General features: G+C 53.1%; 16 protein-coding genes and 1 tRNA gene. 4 read left to right on the top strand and 13 right to left on the bottom strand.

What is annotated here, in order from left to right:
* Positions 1–11: 11 nt before the first annotated feature.
* From rlmN to trmJ, 7 genes are all read right to left on the bottom strand, one after another.
* Entirely contained in the window at positions 12–1,196 is a 1,185-nt protein-coding gene (rlmN, locus tag JFC11_RS02210) for a dual-specificity RNA methyltransferase RlmN (RefSeq protein ID WP_038481455.1), read from the bottom strand.
* An 85-nt stretch (positions 1,197–1,281) separates the two neighbouring features.
* The gene (gene ndk / locus JFC11_RS02205; protein ID WP_038481458.1) at positions 1,282–1,707 is read right to left on the bottom strand and encodes a nucleoside-diphosphate kinase; all 426 of its coding nucleotides are present in this window, start codon (positions 1,705–1,707) and stop codon (positions 1,282–1,284) included.
* Between the two features lie 165 nt (positions 1,708–1,872).
* Positions 1,873–2,199, bottom strand: a complete 327-nt coding sequence (locus JFC11_RS02200; RefSeq protein ID WP_038481461.1) for a HesB/IscA family protein — start codon at positions 2,197–2,199, stop codon at positions 1,873–1,875.
* 56 nt (positions 2,200–2,255) lie between these two features.
* Positions 2,256–3,422 (bottom strand): aminotransferase class V-fold PLP-dependent enzyme, encoded by a 1,167-nt coding sequence (locus tag JFC11_RS02195; protein ID WP_198348624.1) that lies wholly within the window; start codon positions 3,420–3,422, stop codon positions 2,256–2,258.
* 31 nt (positions 3,423–3,453) lie between these two features.
* On the bottom strand, positions 3,454–3,921 hold the full coding sequence (iscR, locus tag JFC11_RS02190; protein WP_038481467.1) for a Fe-S cluster assembly transcriptional regulator IscR: 468 nt from the start codon (positions 3,919–3,921) through the stop codon (positions 3,454–3,456).
* A 76-nt stretch (positions 3,922–3,997) separates the two neighbouring features.
* Positions 3,998–4,951, bottom strand: a complete 954-nt coding sequence (gene cysE / locus JFC11_RS02185) for a serine O-acetyltransferase (RefSeq protein ID WP_198348623.1) — start codon at positions 4,949–4,951, stop codon at positions 3,998–4,000.
* Positions 4,952–5,109: 158 nt separating this feature from the next.
* Positions 5,110–5,853, bottom strand: a complete 744-nt coding sequence (trmJ, locus tag JFC11_RS02180) for a tRNA (cytosine(32)/uridine(32)-2'-O)-methyltransferase TrmJ (protein WP_038481473.1) — start codon at positions 5,851–5,853, stop codon at positions 5,110–5,112.
* Positions 5,854–5,995: 142 nt separating this feature from the next.
* Here trmJ and JFC11_RS02175 point away from each other — a divergent pair, with 142 nt between their 5' ends.
* Positions 5,996–6,790: an inositol monophosphatase family protein gene (locus tag JFC11_RS02175; RefSeq protein WP_038481476.1), complete on the top strand. Its 795-nt coding sequence runs from the start codon at positions 5,996–5,998 to the stop codon at positions 6,788–6,790.
* Between the two features lie 126 nt (positions 6,791–6,916).
* On the opposite strand, the gene secF is transcribed toward JFC11_RS02175, so the two are convergent.
* The 5 genes from secF to queA all read right to left on the bottom strand — a co-directional run bounded on the left by secF (position 6,917) and on the right by queA (position 12,523).
* On the bottom strand, positions 6,917–7,843 hold the full coding sequence (gene secF / locus JFC11_RS02170; RefSeq protein ID WP_038481479.1) for a protein translocase subunit SecF: 927 nt from the start codon (positions 7,841–7,843) through the stop codon (positions 6,917–6,919).
* A 78-nt stretch (positions 7,844–7,921) separates the two neighbouring features.
* A complete protein-coding gene (gene secD, locus JFC11_RS02165) occupies positions 7,922–9,775 on the bottom strand; it encodes a protein translocase subunit SecD (RefSeq protein ID WP_120385747.1) in 1,854 nt (617 codons plus the stop codon).
* A gap of 135 nt (positions 9,776–9,910) precedes the next feature.
* Positions 9,911–10,237: a preprotein translocase subunit YajC gene (yajC, locus tag JFC11_RS02160; protein ID WP_038481485.1), complete on the bottom strand. Its 327-nt coding sequence runs from the start codon at positions 10,235–10,237 to the stop codon at positions 9,911–9,913.
* Positions 10,238–10,308: 71 nt separating this feature from the next.
* Positions 10,309–11,427 carry a tRNA guanosine(34) transglycosylase Tgt gene (gene tgt / locus JFC11_RS02155; RefSeq protein ID WP_038481489.1) on the bottom strand — a complete coding sequence of 373 codons (1,119 nt, stop codon included), beginning with the start codon at positions 11,425–11,427 and terminating at the stop codon, positions 10,309–10,311.
* 64 nt (positions 11,428–11,491) lie between these two features.
* Positions 11,492–12,523, bottom strand: coding sequence for a tRNA preQ1(34) S-adenosylmethionine ribosyltransferase-isomerase QueA (gene queA, locus JFC11_RS02150; RefSeq protein WP_120385746.1), 1,032 nt, complete (start codon positions 12,521–12,523; stop codon positions 11,492–11,494).
* A 113-nt stretch (positions 12,524–12,636) separates the two neighbouring features.
* Between queA and JFC11_RS02145 the strand changes: the two genes are divergently transcribed.
* A tRNA-Leu gene (locus JFC11_RS02145) sits at positions 12,637–12,723 on the top strand.
* 148 nt (positions 12,724–12,871) lie between these two features.
* Here the strand turns inward: JFC11_RS02145 and JFC11_RS02140 are convergent.
* The gene (locus tag JFC11_RS02140; RefSeq protein WP_120385745.1) at positions 12,872–13,855 is read right to left on the bottom strand and encodes an MBL fold metallo-hydrolase; all 984 of its coding nucleotides are present in this window, start codon (positions 13,853–13,855) and stop codon (positions 12,872–12,874) included.
* Positions 13,856–13,964: 109 nt separating this feature from the next.
* Between JFC11_RS02140 and JFC11_RS02135 the strand changes: the two genes are divergently transcribed.
* Complete coding sequence (locus JFC11_RS02135; RefSeq protein WP_198348622.1) at positions 13,965–14,888, top strand: LysR family transcriptional regulator; 924 nt, start codon at positions 13,965–13,967, stop codon at positions 14,886–14,888.
* Positions 14,889–15,289: 401 nt separating this feature from the next.
* The gene (locus JFC11_RS02130; protein WP_198348621.1) at positions 15,290–21,745 is read left to right on the top strand and encodes a calcium-binding protein; all 6,456 of its coding nucleotides are present in this window, start codon (positions 15,290–15,292) and stop codon (positions 21,743–21,745) included.
* The last annotated feature ends 122 nt before the right edge of the window (positions 21,746–21,867 follow it).

Genomic DNA, 21,867 nt, shown 5'->3' with positions numbered 1-21,867 from the left:
ATAACAACGGTTTAGTCTGCGTCAAGCTGTACGGACTGAATATAGCGTGCACTTCGCTTAGTGCGGTCTTTCACCTTTCCTACCAGTTGGCCACAAGCAGCGTCGATATCATCGCCCCGCGTAATGCGTACGGTAGCGTTATAACCCAGATCGTATAGCCATTGCTGAAAGCGCATCACTTGGTTACGAGAGGGCTTTTCGTAGCCTGAATTAGGGAACGGGTTGAACGGTATCAGGTTGATTTTACAGGGTAGCTCTTTTAACAGCGCCGCCAGTTGCTCAGCATGCTCCTGCTGATCATTCACATCTCTAATGAGCGTATATTCGATAGTCACCTGACGGTTATCCGGGCATTTGGATAGATAACGGTGGCAGGCATCCAGAAGCGCGCGGATATTATATTTACGGTTAATCGGTACCAGCTCGTTGCGTAGCTCATCAGTAGAAGCGTGCAACGAAATGGCTAAACTCACGTCGATCTCATCGCCAAGCTTATCTATCATCGGCACAACGCCGGATGTGGAAAGCGTGACGCGGCGTTTGGAAAGTCCATAGCCATTGTCGTCGAGCATCAGCTTCATTGCTGGCACGACGTTATCAAAGTTGAGCAGCGGCTCACCCATGCCCATCATGACTACGTTAGTCACCGGACGATTAGCGGTATCGCGGCGCGGGCCTACGCTACGCTGGGCGACCCAAACCTGGCCGATGATTTCGGCAGCGGTCAGGTTGCGCTGGAAGCCTTGTTTGCCCGTTGAGCAAAAACTGCAGTCTAACGAGCAGCCTACCTGTGAAGAGACGCATAGCGTTCGGCGTTTGCCGTTTTCCGCAGGAATCAGCACCGTTTCCACATAGCTGCCATCTTCTACTTCCAGGACCCACTTGCGTGTGCCGTCGCTGGAAGTGCCTTCATAGACGACGCCAGGGCCACGAATCTCAGCCAGCCGAGCCAGTTTTTCTCGCAGCGGTTTGGATAGATTCGTCATGGCAGCAAAATCATCGCTACCTTCCTGGTGAATCCACTTCATTAGCTGGGCAGCGCGAAACTTCTTTTCGCCAATCGACAAAAAGAAGTCCTCCATCTGCTCGCGAGACATGCCCAGCAGGTTCTGGCGCTCTGGCGCGTTAGTGGCGGCAGGTTCGCTTTCGGTCGAGGAGATAGAGGTAGGCGTATGTTGAGCTACGGTAGTGGTCATGGCGGTCAGCGTTCAGAGAAAAGGCGGGGGCATAGCCCCCGCGAAAATGGCCGGCAACGGATGTTGAATCGGCGGCACGCTTGGTTTAGCGCGGGCAAATTTCGTCGTTACCGAAGAAGTAGCTAATTTCGCGCTCAGCGCTTTCCGGAGAATCAGAACCATGGACAGCGTTTGCGTCGATTGTTTCCGCAAAGTCAGCGCGGATAGTGCCGGGTGCCGCTTCTTTCGGGTTAGTAGCACCCATCAGGTCACGGTTTTTAGCGATAGCGCCTTCGCCTTCCAGTACCTGCACAACAACCGGACCAGAGGTCATGAAGCCAACCAGGTCTTTAAAGAAAGGACGCTCTTTATGTTCGGCGTAGAAACCGCCTGCTTTTTCTTCAGAAAGATGAACCATCTTCGCAGCAACAACTTTCAAGCCTGCTTTTTCAAAGCGAGAAATGATGTCGCCAATCGCGTTTTTAGCAACGGCATCAGGCTTGATAATAGAAAGAGTACGTTCAATTGCCATGGTGGAATCTCCTTAAGAGGCATAAAGCAGAAGTGCCGCCCCGGAAAGCCGAGGCGGCGCAGGAAAAAAGAGTCGGCAGGGCTGCTGTGCATTACCGATTGCCGAGTGGCCGCGATTATAGCGCCTCAAGGGGGTGATGAATACCGGTGATGCAGCGCTAAACGTTTAGACCGTGAAGCTTTCGCCACAGCCACACTCATCTTTAACGTTGGGATTGTTGAAGCGGAAAAAGCGATTCAGCCCTTCGCTTACATAGTCCACTTCACTGCCGTTGAGTATTTCTAGCGCGTCTGGCGCGATATACACGCTGGCGCCGTGCTCTTCAAAGCGAATTTCGTCATCGCTTACGTCATCGGCAAAGTCGAGTACGTAACTATAGCCTGAGCAGCCGCTAGGTTTTACAGAAACGCGCAGCCCAAGCCCCTGGCCACGCTCATCGAGAACGTGACGGATTTGCTGAGCAGCAGCGGGGGTAATGTTGAGAGTTGCCATCGGGCGTCCTCCTTCAAGAAGTCGGTAGGCTGATTGCCAACAGTGGCATCAGCCGTTTAACGCGTTGAGCGTAGTCCGCTCAACGCGTGGCGCAGTAGTGTCAGCGCATGATCAATGTCGGCGTCAGTGGTGAAACGCCCAAAACTAAAACGTAGCGATGAGAGTGCAAGGGCGCGCGGTGTGCCGATTCCCAATAAAACGTAGGAAGGATCAACGCTAGCAGAGTTACAAGCAGACCCAGTTGACACAGCAACATCGCGCAGCGCCATCAATAGAGATTCACCGTCTACCCCTTTAAATGCTAGGTTTAAAATATTGGGAACGGCATTTTCCAGCGGAGAGTTGGCGAAGACGTCATCAACATCTTCTAGCCCTTTTAGGAAGCGCGCGTGTAGCTGGGCGATATGGGCTTGATCTTCCTGGTGATGGTGTTGCATTAGCGCAAACGCTTCACCCATGCCGGCAATTTGATGGGTCGGAAGTGTGCCAGAGCGCATGCCCCGCTCGTGGCCGCCACCATGGATAAGTGCTTCTATGCGTATATCTGGATGGCGTTTGACGTAAAGCGCACCAACGCCTTTGGGGCCATAAACTTTATGCCCAGACAGCGACATTAGATCAATTTGTTGCGCCACCACATCTAACGGAATGCGTCCTACAGCTTGGGCTGCATCGGTGTGAAAAACAGCCCCGAATTCATGGGCAATCTCTGCCAGCGCGGCAATATCATTAATGCTACCCAATTCGTTATTGACCGCCATTAATGACACGAGTGCCGTGTCGTCTCGCATGGCAGCGCGCAGCTGTTCTGGCGTGGTACGCCCGTCTCGCCCAGGCGTGAGCCACGTCACTTCAAAACCTTCGCTTTCCAGGGCGTTGGCAGTATCCACTATCGCTTTGTGCTCAATGGTGGACGTTACCAGATGCATGCCGCGCTCACGATTGGCGCGCATGTAGCCGGTCAGCGCTAGATTGTTGGCCTCAGTGGCACCGCTGGTCCAAACCACCTCACGTGGGTCTGCGTTAATCGTATCGGCGACTTGACGGCGAGCCTGCTCTACCACCTGTTCCGCCTGCCAGCCTAACATGTGGCTGCGCGAGGCTGGGTTGGCGAACAGCTGATCAACGGTTAAATAGCGCTGCATGACGTCGGCCACACGGGTGTCTACCGGCGTGGTCGCGGCATAGTCCAAATAAATCGGCAGCGAAGGGGAGGAGGTCATCGTCATAGAGTCCAACGTGCAGTGAAAGCCGTTAAGGGGATGAGGCGAGAATGCCAGCTTCTACGCGCTGCTTTTGCCGAGAGGCAATGCGTATAACATCGGGGCGCTGCATCAGTTGTGCAAGGCTAGTGTCATCAAGGAAATTGCGAATCTGCCCTGATAGATCACACCACAGGTGATGGGTTAGGCAGGTGTCGCCTTGTTGGCAGTCTGAAAGCCCTTGGCAGCGTGTTGCATCCACGGTCTCATTAACAGCATCAATCACTTGGGAAACGCTGATGTCTTCGGCTGGTTTAGCCAGCAAATAGCCTCCACCAGGACCACGCACGCTGCTAACTAGACCCGCTCGGCGCAGGCGTGCAAATAGCTGCTCGAGATAAGAGAGCGAAATTTCCTGACGCTGAGAAATATCCCCCAAGCTGGTCGGGCCTTGGGGAGTATTTATCGCCAAATCGAGCATGGCGGTAACGGCGTAACGGCCTTTAGTGGTCAAGCGCATGACAGGCACCTCGACGCTGAACCTCAGCGCACTTACGGCAAATGTAACGCCATTATGGAAATCCTGAGTGCTTTGGTCAACTATTGCGCGATGTCGTTGAGTCAGAGGTTGAATCAGCCGCTGCATCAGATGGCGAGTTAGCCGTTGAATCAGGAGCGGTTTGCTGCGTACTGGCGGCTGCTGTCTCGGTTGCCTCGGCGTTGGCTTTTGGCTCGGAACTGTGTTTGCCAACACCTGGGCAGCCTGTGTCATTTTCATCAAGAATGTCGGCGAAATCTTCATCGCGCAGAGCCGGGAGTTGGCCGTCGCGATAGCTGGCATCCAATTGACGCAGTGTCGAGCACATACGCTCAATGCGCTCATCCACGGCGTGCATGTGATCAAGCATCGCCTGCATCGAACGTGCCACAGGGTCGGGCATGTCCTGGCTAACACCGTAAGCATCGAAGCCAAATTTTTGGCAAATCGCTTCGCGACGAGCCGGGTCGACATCTAATGCTTCCTCGACATCGGGGTCGGCGCGTTTAACGATTTTGCCAGGAATGCCCACCACCGTAGCGCCGGATGGCACTTCTTTGGTGACCACGGCATTAGAGCCAATTTTAGCCCCCGCGCCAACGGTGAACGGGCCAAGAATCTTAGCGCCAGCGCCAACAATAACGCCATCTTCTAACGTAGGGTGACGCTTACCCTTATTCCAACTGGTGCCGCCTAAGGTAACGCCTTGATAAAGGGTCACATTATCGCCGACTAGCGCTGTTTCACCAATCACCACGCCCATGCCGTGATCAATAAAGAAACGGCGGCCAATAGTGGCGCCTGGGTGAATCTCAATGCCGGTCAGCCAGCGGGAAAACGTCGATAGCGTTCGCGCCAACCATTTAAAATTTTTCTTCCATAGCCAGTGGCTGCAGCGGTGAAGCAGCAGGGCGTGCAGGCCGGGATAGTTGGTCAGCACCTCAAGAGAGTTACGTGCCGCTGGGTCGCGGTCGAATACGCTATTAATGTCTTCACGCAGGCGTTGAAACATGGGTGATCCTTGGGCGTTAAAGGGCGGCAGTCATGGATGCTCTGGGTATCGAATGCTATGGAATATCGTTAGTGCGAAGCGGTTGTTAAGAAGGCGATGTTGGGGCGCATGAGCGTGACTTCAAGTTTAGGCCATTGCCGCTCAACCGGCATGCCAAGCTATGGCTGCCGTTGGTCCGCTGCTTTTTCCGTTGCCGAAAGAATGCCACGCAGAATATTCATCTCCATTTTTTCAGGACGAGAACGTAGGTACAGGCGACGCAATCTCGCCATCAGTTGGCGCGGCTGTGCGGGGTCATGAAACTCAATGGCTATCAGCGTGCGCTCCAAGTGCTCAAAGTAGCGCTCTAGTTCGGCATGGGTAGCCAGCGCATCATCCGTCTCTTCAGCGGTGGCGCTATCCTGTTGGGTTAGCCATGCCATACGGCACTCATAGGCAATCACCTGAACGGCAGCGGCCAGATTTAGCGAGCTGAAATCTGCATTGGTGGGAATATGCACGTGGGCATGGCAACGCTGCAGCTCGGCATTGGTTAAGCCGCTGTCCTCGCGGCCAAACACCAGCGCGACACGTGCATTGTCGGGCTGGCATTCGCTGGGCAAGCGCTCTGCTAGCTCGCGTGGGGAAATCATTGGCCAGGGCAGCGTGCGCGAACGAGCGCTAGCGCCCACGGCAAGCGTGCAGTCAGCAACGGCGTCTTCAAGAGAGGCGTGGACTTTTGCCTGATGAAGCAGGTGGTCGGCTCCCGAGGCGCGGGAAATGCTGTCTTGGGTAATCACTTCACAGCGCGGCGCCACCAGGGCTAAATCTGCTAAGCCCATGTTGTGCATGGCGCGGGCGACGCCGCCAATATTACCAGGATGGCTAGTGCCAATAAGAACAATACGGATGCGCTCAAGCATAATGGGCTCGGTAATCAAGTACGGAAAACGCGCAGTTTAGCATGAGTCGATAGCATGCCCGAGGGGGCTCTGTTAGAATTGCGCGCCAAAGCAGTCCTGCCACTGCCTCCGTTCTTTAACATCACTGTGACAAGGCCCGATCATGAATCCTATGGTCCAATTTACGCTGCGCGCTGCGCGTGGCGCTGTTGAACACTTTTTACGTGTTCGTGAACGCATTGAAAATGCTCACGATGAATTTAACCTCGACCGCTTGCTAGAAGACACCGCTCGCAAAGCAGAGGCCACCATTGTTCAGCAGCTGCAGCGTGGGTATCCCCTGCACGGCTTCAGTGGCCGCTATACGCCTCATAAAGCGGGTGAAGGCGAAGGCGCTGATATCGTCTGGAAAATTGAACCAATGCACGGCTATTCCAATTTAGCGGTGGCAGGTAAGGGCTTTGCTCTCTCAGTGGTGTGTCTCGTCAAAGATCGCCCCGAACACGCGGTAATTATCTGTCCGTTTTCTGACGATGAGTATATCGCCAGCCGCGGCCGCGGTGCTCAGCACAACGATAAGCGCATGCGTGTAAGCAAACCTACCGCCATTAGCGGTACGCGGATAGCGATGAGCCTGCCAGAAACCTGGTTGCGCCCAAGTCATTTGCCCGCTTACCTGACCATTACTCAGCAATTAGCCCCCCAAGTGGAAGCCATGTTGGCATCTGGCAGCGGCCTGCTGGATATTTGCGAGCTTGCCTGTGGGCGTGTGGACAGTGTTTTTGTACTGGGCCTTGAAGAGCAGGATATGCAGGTGGGAACGCTATTGCTGAAAGAGGCCGGTGCGTTGATGGGCACGCCTGACGGCAAGCCGACAGTGAACGCTGAAGGTCAACTGATGGCCGCTGGCCCGCGTCTGTACAAAGCCTTGATTAAACAATTGGCACCGCATTTTTAAGTTCGTAAAAGTGGTAAGTGGTAAGTGGTAAAAGCGATTGATACAGTCTGCTCGATGACCACGCATTAAAAAGGCTCTGTCGATTTTATCGGCAGAGCCTTTTTGTTGCGGATTACTTTTGCTGGTTTACGGCAGCTCTTCTTCCTCTTCATCCGTCTCTTTCTTGGTGGGGATAAGGTCTTCCCGTGAAAGCTTGAGCGGAATCAGTAACGCACCTGAGATATAAATTGATGAGAACGTACCCACCACGATGCCAATTAACAGCGCAATAGCGAAGTTCTCGATCATGTCGCCGCCTAATAGCAGCAGCGCCAGCAATACCAGCACCGTAGTACCAGAGGTGGCGAGCGTGCGGGACAGGGTGGCATTGATCGCTTCGTTGAAGATTTGCGGCATATCATCAATACGCGATGTTCGAATAGTCTCGCGGATACGGTCATAGACAACAATCGTATCGTTTAGCGAGTAGCCGATAACGGCCAAAATCGCTGCCAGAACCGTTAGATCGAACTCCAACTTGAACAGCGCGAAGACGCCAACAACAATGATGACATCGTGCAGCAAGGCTAGCAGGGCACCAAGAGCAAACTTGTATTGAAAGCGGAAGGCAACGTAAAGCATCACCACGCCCAATGCCACTAGAAGGCCTAAGCCGCTTTGGTCGCGAAGTTGGTCGCCTACCTGTGCACCGACAAACTCGGCCCGCACAAGATTAACGCTATCGCCATTGGCACGTAGCAGACTGACAACGTCGTTACCGACATCCGCATCGAACGCCTGTTGAATGCGGATAAGTATTTCTGTTGATGCGCCAAACGTTTGCACCGACACGTCTTGGAAACCACTGTCTTCGAGCAATTGGCGAATCGCGTCTAAGGAGGGGACTGCGCCGTAGCGCACTTCCACCAGGGTGCCGCCGGTGAAGTCCAGTCCGAGATTTAGCTGCTGAAAAATAATCGCGCCAATCGAGATGATTAGCATCAAGGCAGAGACGATAAACGCAAGGTTGCGCCGCCCCATAAAGTCGATTCGCAGTTGTGATAGGGGTTTCATTACCACCTCTTAAATTCTGGGCTAAGCACGTGGTTCAGATCCATGCTTTTCAAATCTATGCCATTTAGATCCATGTGTTTAAATCCACAGCTTTTTGACGGGCTTGCTGCCATAGGTCAGGTTGACCATGGCGCGCGTTACCAGTAGTGCCGTGAACATGGATGTCAAAATGCCAATGGAGAGCGTAACGGCAAACCCTTTCACTGGGCCGGTACCGATCGAGAACAGAATCACCGCTACCAGCAGCGTGGTGATGTTGGCATCCACGATAGAAGTGAAAGCGCGCTCGTAGCCCGCATGGATTGCTTGCTGAATCGACATGCCGTTGCGCAATTCTTCACGTATACGCTCGAATATCAGCACGTTGGCATCAACTGCCATGCCTAGCGTCAGCACAATCCCGGCAATGCCTGGTAGTGTTAACGTAGCGCCCAGCATCGACATAACCGCGACGAGCAGCGTTAGGTTTAGCGCTAGGGCGATGTTGGCAAATACCCCAAACACTTTGTAGCGCACCAGCATAAACAGCACGACCAGTAACAAGCCGATTTGTACCGATAGCAGGCCACGCTCAATGTTTTCGGCACCCAGGCTTGGTCCAATAGTACGTTCCTGGACAAAGTAGATAGGGGCGGCCAGTGAACCAGAGCGGAGCAGAAGGGCAAGCTCAGCAGCTTCAGTCGGTGAGTCTAAGCCGGTAATGCGGAAGCTATTGCCCAGTGCGCTTTGGATGGTGGCAAGGCTGATCAAGCCGCGTTCGACGTAGGGCTCGCGAATAATCGTTTCTTCGCCCGTTTCAGGGTCGATTTCTACGCGATCTTCGCTTTTATGTTCAATGAACAATACCGCCATATTGCGACCGATGTTGGTCCGCGTGGCGCGGTTCATTAACGTGCCGCCGGTGCCGTCCAAGTTAATGTTGACCTGTGGGCGACCATTTTCATCAAAGCTATTGCTGGCACTGGATACGCTATCACCGGTAATGATGACATCGCGCATCAGCTCTGCCGAGCGTGTTGGGTCGTTACGGAACTCTAGACGTTCGGTTTCCGTGTCAGGCGTATCGTTGCGAGCTTCCAGGCGAAACTCTAGGTTTGCCGTTGCACCCACAATACGCTTTGCAGCCACGGTATCTTGAACGCCGGGCAGTTCAACCACGATTTGACTAGGACCTTGGCGTTGAACCATCGGCTCAGCGACGCCCAGCTCGTTAACGCGGTTACGCAGCGTGGTTAAGTTTTGATTGATCGCATAGTCCTGAATCTCGTTAACCGTTTGGTCGCTGAGCGTCATGACTAGGTTGGAAGCACGACCATCGCCTTCATTGCTGTACTCAAAATTAGGGAAGTCGCGGCTAATCAAGCGCCGAGCGGTATCGCGGTCTTCAGCGCTACCAAAGCTGATTGACAGCGAACGCTCGTCGATGGTGGTGTTGCGATAGCGAATGCGCTCCCCACGTAGCAGTTCACGCATGGCGCTGGCATTCACTTCCAAGCGCTGGGTAAGGGCGGCATCCATATCTACTTCGAGTAAGAAGTGCACGCCTCCACGTAAATCGAGGCCCAGTGTCATGGGAGATGCGGAAAAGGCTTGCAGCCAACCAGGGGTGGCGTCAGCGAGGTTGAGTGCGACAGTCGCGTCACTACCCAATACATCTGCGGCAATATCGCGGGCGTCTAGCTGATCATCATCACTCTGAAGGCGAATCAGCCATTGGCCATTCGTTTCTTCAATGGCTTTAATGCCGATATCGCTATCAATGAGCGCTTCTTCAACGCGGGATATTTGCCGTTCATCCAGCGAATCGCCCTGGGCATCGCTAACCTGGATGGCGGGATCTGCGGGGAATAAATTGGGAAGCGAATAGATAAGGCCAACCACCAGGACGACCAGTATCAGCAGATACTTCCACAGGGGGTAACGGTTGAGCATGCAAGCCCTGCCTTCAATTACAAACGGAATTGCTGTGCACGGACAGACCGCGCACAGCAAAGTTCACCATCGTGGCTACCATGTCACCCCTGCCGGGGTGGCTGGCACTGGATCGGCAGGGGGGAGATGCAGGCGTTAGATGGACTTAATAGTGCCTTTAGGAAGTACGGCAGCAACGGCATTTTTCTGCACGTTAACTTCGGTGCCTTCAGAAACTTCCAGCGTTAGGAACTCATCACTAACTTTGGTAACACGACCAACAAGACCGCCACCGATGACGACTTCATCGCCTTTGGCCAAGCCAGTAACCAGCTGTTTGTGCTGCTTAGCGCGCTTTGCCTGGGGGCGCCACAGCAGGAAGTAAAAAATCAGCACAAAACCAACCAGCATGACAATTTGCGCGATGCCACCGCCGGCAGCGGCTTCTTGGGCATGGGCTGGTGAGATGAAGAAATCCAGCATTGCAGAGAACTCCTGGGTTAGAAAACTCAATGGGTGAACCGATTAAACCACCCGCCAATGGCGGATGGCGATTAATTCGCTAGGGGAGGCACTGGCAGGCCGCGCTGGGCATAAAAGCCTTCCACAAAGGTCGTCAATGTACCCGCTTCGATTGCCGCGCGCAAATCAGCCATTACCCGCTGGTAGTAGCGTAAGTTATGGATGGTATTGAGCATGGAACCCAGCATTTCGTTACAACGATCTAGGTGGTGCAAGTAGCCCCGTGAGAAATTCTTACAGGTATAGCAGTCACACTCGGCATCAAGCGGTTGGGTATCGAAGCGGTGCTTGGCGTTACGGATCTTGACCGTACCCTCTGAGGTAAACAGGTGGCCGTTGCGCGCATTACGGGTAGGCATCACGCAATCGAACATGTCGACACCGCGACGTACGCCCTCTACCAAGTCTTCTGGTTTGCCAACGCCCATCAGGTAGCGAGGGGTGTCGTCCGGCATCCACGTCGGTAGATAATCAAGCACCTTGATCATCTCTTCTTTGGGTTCGCCTACCGACAGACCGCCAATGGCCAAGCCATCAAAGCCAATCTCGAGCAGCCCTTTTAGTGAGCGTTCGCGAAGTTCAGGGTGCATGCCGCCTTGAATAATGCCGAACAGCGCTGAAGGTGAGTTACCATGAGCATCGCGTGAGCGTTTCGCCCAACGTAGCGAAAGCTCCATGGATTTTTCGGCTTCTTCAAAGGTGGCTGGGTACGGTGTGCACTCGTCGAAGATCATCACCACGTCAGAGCCCAGTGAGCGCTGCACGGCCATGGATTCTTCCGGCCCCATGAACACCTTGCTGCCATCAACCGGTGAACGGAAGTGAACGCCTTGCTCGGTAATTTTGCGCATTTCGCCTAAGGAAAAAACCTGAAAACCGCCGGAATCGGTCAGGATAGGTTTGTCCCATTGGGCAAAATCATGCAAGTCGCCATGGGCTTCAATTACGTCGGTGCCTGGGCGCAGCCATAGGTGAAAGGTGTTGCCGAGAATGATTTCTGCGCCAATCTCTTTCACGGAGTCTGGTGTCATGCCCTTCACCGTGCCGTAGGTACCCACCGGCATAAAGGCCGGGGTTTCGACAGTGCCGCGGGGGAAGTGCAGGCGCCCCCGGCGCGCACGGCCATCGTCGGCTAGGCGCTCAAAGCGCATAAAACATTCGTTTCGCATCTAAATAACTCGTCAATAATCGGTTAAGGCGCTGGACGTATCGTGTTTAGCGGGTCAGCAGCATGGCATCGCCATAACTAAAGAACGCGTAGCGCTCGTCAACTGCCGTGCGGTATGCCCGCATCATGTGGTCATAGCCGGCAAATGCAGAGACCAGCATCAACAGGGTCGACTCGGGCAGGTGGAAATTAGTTATCAGAGCATCCACACAGCGCCATTCGTAGCCAGGGTAGATAAAGATATCGGTGTCGCCGCTGTAGGGGGCGATCTGGCCGTCGCTACTTTTCAGGCAAGCGCTTTCTAAGCAGCGCACGCTGGTAGTGCCGACGGCAATGACCCGTTTCCCCGCAGCCTGAGTGTCACGCACTTGTTGACAGGCGGTCTCAGACACCTCAATCCACTCGCTATGCATATGGTGTTCAAGGATGTTGTCGACGCGTACTGGCTGAAAGGTGCCAGCGCCGACGTGCAAGGTCACAAAGGCACTGTTAACGCCTTTCTCGGCCAGGGCATCCAGCAACGGTTGGTCAAAGTGAAGCCCCGCGGTAGGCGCTGCTACTGCACCGTCGCGGCGGGCATACACGGTTTGATAGCGTTCCCGATCACTCAGCTCATCGTCACGGGTGATATAGGGCGGCAGTGGCATATGGCCGTGCTTTTCAAGCAGCGCAATCATTGGTGTGTCGCCTAAAAAGCGCAGCTCAAACAGTGCATCGCGGCGGCCTTCAACCACTGCATGAATGTCGCCTTCAAAGATCAACTCGGTGCCTGGCTTGGGCGATTTGCTCGAACGAATATGCGCCAAACCACGGTGGCTATCCAACGGGCGCTCCAGCAGCATTTCTACTTTACCGCCGCTAGCTTTGTGGCCGTGCAGGCGTGCTGGAATGACGCGCGTATCATTGAATACCAGCAAGTCGCCGGGTTCGAGTAGTTCAAATAAATCAGGAAACCGGCGATGCTCAAGCGCGCCGCTCTGGCCATCCACGCATAGCAAACGGCAGTCGCTGCGCTGCTCAGAAGGGTAGCGAGCAATTAGCTCGTCGGGTAGCTCGAAATGAAAATCCGCGCGCTGCATGGAAATGGCTCTTATCAGTGGTCAAACAGGCGGCATAGGATAGCGCTTTAGATAGATAAAGTCAGTCAATGTGATTGACCTGTGAGGTTATCTACGTATAATGCGCAGCCATTGCCGGTGTGGCGGAATTGGTAGACGCAGCGGATTCAAAATCCGCCGCCTTTACGGGTGTGCCAGTTCGAGTCTGGCCACCGGCACCAAATTCAAGGGCTTAGCGATTTATCGCTAAGCCCTTTTTTGTGTCTGTTTACCGTTGTGGTTAGGGCATGATCGCAATTATTTAGCAGTGACCGCATTGCCCAGCGCCGTCCAATCGTTTGTCGTGCATGGGCAAATAATGGCTATAGATCAGACGTCTGCGCGATAATTGACGGGCACCCAGTCAAACATCGTGCTGTCTTCGACCACGTATCCGATGCCTGGGAATGCGATATGGCAACCAGCTACCATGTACTTCTCCGCTACCGCTTCGGCAAAGGCCGCTTCGCGAGTGATGACAGCCTGGTCCGGGTCAACATCAAAGGCAATCGCCACGCCTGGTTCGTCGAATTGAATGACATCGCCATGCGTGATATCGCCCCAGTAGACGAATTTTTCGCCTTTGCTTTCAAACCATAAGGCACTGTGACCAGGGGTATGGCCTGGGCGATGGGTTGAATTAATCACGCCTGGAATGGCTGGCATATCCGTGTCGTAGGTTCTAAGCGTGTCGCTGTCGATATAGGGCTTGGTTGACGAGACCGCCTGATCAAAGAACTGCTTGGCGTCGTCTGGGGCCTTGTCACGATTTTCGGCACTAAGCCAATACTCCGCATCCAGTTTTGGTACATGGACCATCGCGTTGGCAAACACTTTGTTGCCATTCAGGACAAGTCCACCGACATGGTCGGGGTGAATGTGGGTAATTACCACATCATCGATCTGATCGGGATGATAGCCCGATGCGATGATATTGCTTGTCAGTTTGCCCAAGGCTGGGCCCATCAGATCACCGGTTCCTGCATCCAGAAGAATCAGCCGATCACCGAAATTCAGCAGATAGGCATTAACTGACAGATGGGTTGGCGTGCCTTGAAACGCATTGGCAAGTGCTGTGCGAGCCTGTTCGGGGGTGATATTCAGGTAAAGGTCGGCGATCGGAAACAGGCCCGTACCATCCGAGAGTGCGGTGACTTCGACATCACCCACCATTAAGCGGTAATAGCCTGGCGCCTGCGTGCCAACTAGCGGTGCACTGGCTGCAGCGTGTAATGGGATGAAAACGGTGCTGGCGGCTGCACCAACGGCCATAGCAGCAAGCGAACCTTTAAGCATATCTCTGCGTGACAGCATAAAAACACCCTCTCTCAATCAATCAACAGGCCAGAATTCAACCGGCGGTTTGTAACGCCATGAGGAAAAGGTATATTCCCATTGGTCAGCAATCAAATCGATGCCAATCATGGATAATATTGATCATTTCAATTTACGCTCCTTCGACCTCAATCTTATGGTCGCGTTTGACGCAATGATGCAAGAGCTGAGTGTCACCAAATCTGCCGAGAAACTCCGTATTGGTCAGTCGGCAATGAGTCATAATTTATCGACACTGCGGATGTTATTGCAGGACGATCTTTTCGTTCGTGTCGGGCAGAAAATGCAGCCAACGGCCAAATCCCGAGCGCTGGCTGGGCCGGTGCGAGTAGCGTTGACACAGGCGCAAAATGCGCTTCAGTCATCGGATAGTTTTGAGCCGCAAACAGCAGACCGGATTTTTCGGGTGGGTATTGCCGGTGAAATGGAGATGGTTCTGCTACCTGCCTTGATGGATCGGTTGCAATCAACGGCACCGGGGGTTCGGCTGCTAAGCCGTGCGATTACGGTCGAAACAGTGGATATGATGATGGATTCGGGCGAAATTGATTTGGCTATTGGCTGTAAACAGTCTCGTCATCTAGGAGAGGTCCTGTTCGAATCTAACATAGCATGCTGCTTTAATGCCGATCTCTGTCGATTGGTACCGCCATTATCGCGTGACGATTATCTTGGCGCACGGCATGCTGTTCTGTCCCAGACGGCAAATGTCGCGGGCTGTGTTGGTGATGCTTTGGAAGCATTGGGAATAGAGCTCAATGTCATCTTAGCGGCGCCTGATTTTATGCCGCTGCTTGCTGCAGCACGCAATGCACCTGTCGTGGCAACAGTGCCTAGAAGGATTGCCGTGCAGTATGCACCGTTATTCGGGCTTGCATTTTGTGAAATGCCGATTTCACTTAATTTCCCACCGGTAACTATGAATTGGGCGATATGGACGGACAAGGATGTCGGACTGAGTTGGTTGCGAGATCAAATCAGGTTAGTGATTGACGATATCTCTCGGAGTTAATTGGCCATTACTGCATAGTAATTCATGAAAGCTTGCTGAATACAGCTCCCATTGAAAAGCCGACATTCGCTTCCCCAAAAGCATATCGCAGCGGGCTGAGAGCTAATGAGGGGGGGAAGTCTGCTTTTTACGATCTCTTTTCATCTGGCCGTTCTTTTCGGCTGATTCCATTGCGTGCTACCGCGTTTCAGTGGTGGCGATGCGTCTAATGCTCTGTTACCGCTATATAACCAGCCTTTTTCAGGGTTTGGCTAATACTTCTTTGTGGAATACTTAGGCCTATTTTTCTAATGCGTCTGATAAGCACAGTGTACGTGCAGGCGTGTGGGCGATATACGCCAACCAGATATAAAAACGATTAGGCGCCAAGCGCCTGCGAACTTTCAGTGGAGAAGTGCTCAATGGCGATATCATCAGCCGATATTCTTAAGTCGACCCAGCCTGGCGTGATGAACGGCCACCTGCTCAATGGCGTCAGGGTGAGTTCAGTGGACTCACAGGGCGACTGGCAAGCGTTCGCTGACACCCAAGAGGGTGTGGCGCGCATAGAAATACCGACTGATCCGCAGGCACGCCTTGCTTTCGTTCGCCGTTGGATGGCGAAAAACCAAAAAGTGTTGAAGCGTGGTGGAATGGCGGCAACGCTAGTACTGCCGCTGATGGCTCAGCAGGCGATGGCTGATGACATGGTCGCTGTTAATGACCTGCAAGGGGTTGATGAGGTTATTCGCCAGCCTAATGGCAGCCTGACATTGGTAATGGATAACGGCCAACGTATTTATCTAGCGGCTGCTGATGTTGAACTTGAGGGCGGCCGTGTGGTGGTCGATATCACAGCGCTCATGGAAAAGTTGGATGCCGACAGCGGCCTTCTTGTGCCGTTAAGCCAGTTGCCCAATGTGCAGACCTGGGAGCTGTTGCCTGATGGTAATGTAATGATTACCCGCGCAGATGGCTCGCTGTTGCTCGTGGAGCGTGGCGCCGTGGTTCAACAGGGTGATCTTTTGTTAATCAGCCCGAGCAGTGCGTTGCAGCAAGGTGTGGCAGAAAGCACTGACTTTGGCACGCTGCTCTTTGTGCCTAGTGCGTCTTTTTCACCTAGCGTTAGCGGCAGCGAAACCACGCCAAGTAATGCAAATGCCACAAGCGGTAGCAGCACCCCAGTTAGCTCTTTTGGCGATATTCCTCCCTGGCTTTACCTCGGTGGTGGGGCGTTGGCGTTAGGTGCGGCCGCAGCAGGTGGCGGCGGCGGCGGGGGAGGTGGTGATTCCTCAACACCGCCTGCACCAGAACCAACTACGACCAGCGGCTATGTGATTGATGGCTATATTGCTGGTGCCACCGTTACTCGTGCCGTCAATGCTAATCAAGTGGAAACCGACAATAGCGGTTTCTTCAGTGGCCTGCAGGGCAGCGGTATCTTGACGGCCACAGGTGGCGTTGATATTGCCACTGGGCTGCCGTTCAACGGGGTGTTGCGAGCGCCAGAAGATGCCACGGTGATCACGCCGTTGACCACCATGATGGTTCAGTTATCAGCGCAGTTCGATATTAACGACGCCACATCACAAAGTGTCATTAAAACTGCATTGGGATTAGATGAACGCGTTGATTTGCTGACTACCGATCCACTGGGCGATCAATCCGCTAGCGTTGAGTTGCTTGTCGCGGGTGTTAAAGTTGCTGGCTTGCTAGCGATGGCCGACAGTGCGGGCATTAGCAGTAGCGACGCGCTTTCACTACTTGCCAACGCACTCAATCAAGCCAATGAAGCGGGGCGTGAGCTGACCAATCAGCAAATGGCTGATGCATTAGGGCTGCCTTCTATTGCCGGTCAGGTAAAACAAGCGCTAGACGCTATTGATAACGCCGGGGCAGACGTTAATCTTGATGCTTATCGGGACGGCGACAGCAACCCACTTCGCGATGCTCAACAAGCGGTTCAAAACCCCAACAGCGATCTTTCTAATACGATTGATGTTCGCGCTGATCTTCCTTATCTCACGCTTCAAACCGCGGTTAATCTTGCGCAAAAAGGAGACTTGCCCTCTCAGTACTTGATCAACCCTGATCAGGCGTTCTCTGCGGGTACGTTGGGATTGACCGTTGCCGCCGACCGCTTGGCGCTGGTGGAGAAGATCTTAGCAGGTGATTACGATGTTGGAACGGCGCCTATCGAGCTTTCCGACATTTACACTTGGTCAATTCGCGCTAGCGTCGAAGATGTGTTGGTGACCGGCGGTTTGGAGCGCCCCGCCGTTTTAGGTGCTGAGCGCGTTACGCTAACGGATGAAACGGTCCGGCCGGACCAGTTCGCAGACTTGAATACGCTGGATAACTTTGTGCTTGGCAGCACCGTGGTGCCTTACACGCTTGAAGAGGCGCTGAAAACGGCAGAAATGCCCGCAAACTACACGTTAGATCCAGAAACGCCGTTTGTTAATAATGAATTAAGCCTGCGTGAAGCGGCAGAGCTTATTGATGAAACACGGCTGTTAACGGATCGCGCGCTGAACACTGGGGATGATGGTTTAACACGTGAGATGTTGTTGAACTGGACCATCCTCGATAGTTTTGACAACGTGATAAACGCTTCCAGTGCTGACCCGCAGCTTAATGAGGCCCGCCGTGTCAGTGTCACAGAAGCCGTCATTACGCCAGAGCAATTTAAGCAGCTCGATGCGCTGAGCAATTTCGAGCTAGGTGCCACAGAAGTAGGTTATACGCTTGCACAAGCTCTTGATGCAGCACCGCTGGCCAGCAACTACATCATTGATCTCGATGCTCCTCTTAATGTCGGTACCGTGACCGTCGCACAAGCCGCTTCAGCCTTTGCCGATGTTTCGCGTGTTTTGGAAGGTGCCAACAATCAACCGCCACTGACGCTATTTCAATGGGCCGTCAGTGATAGTGCTAGTGCCATTATTGCGGATATCAACGATGGCCACGTCGCTGGCGCTAACCCCGTCACGATTAGTGATCGTGCGATAACCGTTGATGAGTTTGACCAGCTTAATACGCTGGATAACTTCCAGCTAGGCGACACCGTTGTAGGCTACACCCTGGCACAAGCAATCGCTGCTGACGTGCTTGCCGATAACTACGAAATCGCCCAACAGCCGCCCTTTAATGCGGGCAGTGTTAGTGTGTTGGAAGCAGAAGATACGCTCGCGACCGTAGAAAACATTCTGGCGAATGCGCTGAACCCAGAAACGCCCAATGTCGATCAACTCTTCAACTGGACAGTGCTTGATACGGTTGACGCTATTTTGGATGCGGGTGATGTTGCCCATTTACTGCGTGCCAATGCCGTCAACGTTAGCGATGGTGTGATTACCTTGGCACAGTATGAAGCCCTAACAGGACTTCAGAGCAATTACGTACGCAGCGGAGAAACCGTTGAGTACACCCTTTCAAGCGCCATTGCTGCTGACAATAGTGATTCGCTGCTCAATAATTATGCGATCAATCTAGAGGCGATTCGTGAGGCTGGCGAAGTCACCGTGGAAGACGCACGTGACGCGTATACCCAGGTCGTCGAGTTGGCGAAAAACGCTGAAAATAGTGCTGAACTGAGCGAAAACCTGCCATTTAGCTGGGTAGTGGTCGATAACGCCAATACTATCATTGGTGATATTGCTGAAGATCACGTGATGTTGGCGGATCAGGTGCGTGTCGCCAATGTAGGAATTAATCAATCCCAGTACGAACGCTTGGCCATGTTAGAAAACTTTGAACTGGCCGCCACGGTTGTTCGCTATACCTTAGAAGGTGCTATCAGTACCGACATTGAACTAGCGGACAACTATCAAATTGCACCAGATGTTTACAGCCCAGGAGAGCTCAGCGTTGCTGGTGCTAGTTCTGAGCTTGCTCGTGTTGAAGACATAATAAGCGGCGCCAATAACGCCGATGGGCTAGACGCTGACGAGCTATTCAACTGGGTGATTAATGATACTGCTGAGGCGATTTTAGCCGTTGAGCAGGGTGCATTGCATATCGCCCTTGCTGACGAACTTCGTGTCACCGACCCAACGATTAGCATCGGCGAATACAATGCGCTGTTAGCGATTGAAAGCGATAATGTCGGCTACCTGCGTGGCGACGAGCAGGTGGAGTACACGCTAGCACAGGCGTTTAGCGTCGGTATCGACGATGTCGTGGCTAATTACATCATCAGTACTGGCGCGTTATTTGCCCCGCAGCCATTGACTGCACAGTCTGCTATTAATGATCTGGCCGCTGTGCGCCAACTGCTAGATAGCGCCGAAAACGCGCCGAACCTCGGCAGCGTTTATACCTGGAGCGTGCTTGATAGCTACACTAATATCCAGGCGCAGTTAAGGGCTAATCTCCCTGAAGGGTTGCAGCTTGCGGATACCATTCAAGTCACTAACCTCACCTTAACCGCAGCACAATATGAGCGTTTGGATACGACGCTGAACAACTTTAGCTTAGGTGATACGACCGCAGTAACCTATGCCGATATTAGCGATGCGCTGCGTGCCGAAGAGGCCGATCTGCTCGCACCAGCAGGGCGTTTTAGTCTGCTAGATGACACGACAGCCAGGGTGGAAACCTTAACTGTCGTAGACTCCGCCGACACCTTGGCAAATATCCGCACGGTATTGGAAGCGGCTAACGGTCTTGAAAATAACAATGAAACCGTTCAAACCCTGTTTGACTGGACGGTAAGCGACACAGCTGACAACGTTATTCGTGCGATCAATCAGAGCCACGTAACGCTGGCTGGCAATGTCACGATTACGGATGATCAAATCACCTACGCGCAATATCAGTCGTTGACGACCCTAGGTAACTATCAGTATGCCGATGACCCCATTGAGGTGCTGTATACCCTAGAAGAAGCATTAGAGATCATTGACGAAGAGGGTGTTGAAAGTCTCAATAAAGATCCAAGCGATAACAGTGTGGGTTATCGCATTGCTGATGAAGAGCTGTCCGTGGGTACCTTCACCGCTGCTGACGTTAAACCGTTGGTGGATAAAGCACTATCTGCACTGGCAAATGCCAATGGGCCCACGCCAGCAGTAAATGCACTACTGAAATGGACGGTTGTTGATACGGCAGCTGCCTTGCTAGAGGCTCAGGCTGGCACTGAATTCCCGTTGCATATCACTGGCGCAGAGCAGGTATCAGTTAATAACGACATTCTAGCGATTGCTGATTTACAGCGTTTACAACGGTTAGATAATTTTGAGCTTGGCGATACGCCCGTGCGATTTATCTTAACCAGTAACTTAACGCTGAATCAGATTGAAAGCATTGCCAATAGCTATGAAATCTCCCCAAACAGTGGTGAGCTACCCAATTTCTCACTTGCTACGGTTGCTGATGCACAAGCCCGATATCAGTCGGTTCAGGCAATTGTCGATGGTGCGCTAAACAGCCGTGATGTCAGTGTGGAAGTGCTGCAAACGTGGAGTATTACCAGGGCTCAGGCGGATGATTTATTAGCGGCGAGTGATGAAGCGTGGGTAACGGGCGCTACTACTATCGGCTTGGAGTTGGGAGCTGATGAGCTCCTGAGCGCCGAGCAGTACGAGGCGTTTGTCGCGCTAGGCAATGTGACGCTCGATAGCGTGGAAGTGGGTTACTCCTTACAAGAAGCGGTTGCCGTAATAAATGCCGGAGAGGTATTGCCTGCCAGCACCGATGAGCGCCCGGGTAGCTACCAAGTGCTGGCTGACCAGCTTTTTGATGCCTCCTCGTTAACCGTCGCGGAAGGTGAGCAACTGCTAGCCACCGTCGCCTCCATTGTGGCAGGTGCCAACAATGCCGCTGAGCTGGACCGCGAAACGTTGCTGAACTGGGTGGTGGAAGATAGTGTCCAGCAGCTCATGGACGCTATCGATAGTGACGTACTATTAGCGGCGAGCAGTGTACGCGTCAATACTGATGAGATCGGTTATCAAGATTTTGAAGTGCTCAGCGAGCTAAAGAACTTTGACCAAACAGGGCTAACAGTGTCTTACCCCCTAGCGGATCTGGTACAGCGCTCCATCAGCGGGGGAAGCATCCCTGAAAATTACGCGTTAGAGACCGATCAAAGCGCATTTTTTGATGCTGGATTGTTGGATGTTCGCGCGGCGAAGGAGCTATTTGATACCGCCAGTACACTGCTGGACGGCGCGGTAAATAACGACGTGCCTCTCTCCTCGCTAACCTCATGGGTAGTGCAGGATACCTACAGCAATATCTACACCCTTAATGTCGCAGGCAATGGTGGGGTTCCTGCTGATTTTCTAGTCGATGATGCCGCAAGCATTGTCGTCATTGATGACCCGCTTAACAGTGACGATGAGCAGGATCTGAATATTGCCTTTACGGTCAATGGCTACGAGCATCAGCCGGGTGCTGAAGTCGGAGGAAGCATTGATCAACTTGCCCAAACCTTTACGGTGGATGGTCAGCCTGGTGGCGAGGTGATGAGCATCACCGACTTCCGCGTCGGTGATGTGCCAGGTGCTGACGAGTTACGCGTTGACCTGACCGCCGATGAGTTCGCAGCACTGCGCGGCGAGGGGACTGGACTTGTGATCAGCGAAGAGGTGCAAGCGCTAGACGTTAATGACGCCTTCGCCGTGTTCACGACCGCTGAATTTGAAAGCGGTGTTGATTGGCTTGATCAACTTGGCCTGGAAACCGGTGACGTGGTGTATCTCTTAGCCGGAGATGGCAATACGCCAGACATCGCCGATGATGCGCTGCTGCAGCGTGTGGAAGCACTATCAAACAGTGCGTTTGATACAGACACGCTAGCGTCGTTCGAGGCTATTAATCTTGGCGACTTTGACAACGTTAACTGGAATACCAATTACAACACGATGACCTAATGACATTGCCAAAGCGGTACTGGACTAGCTTAGCAGCTACCGCTTTTTACAGATCAGCGTAGTTATCTGTAACTAGCCATTAGTTAAATTGCTTTACGCAAAAAGAGAGCGTTAGCCAAGCG

Origin of the sequence: Vreelandella alkaliphila (assembly GCF_016107625.1) — a bacterium.
Classification (GTDB): Bacteria; Pseudomonadota; Gammaproteobacteria; order Pseudomonadales; family Halomonadaceae; genus Vreelandella; species Vreelandella alkaliphila.
This window is presented reverse-complemented; position numbering and strand designations above follow the sequence as displayed.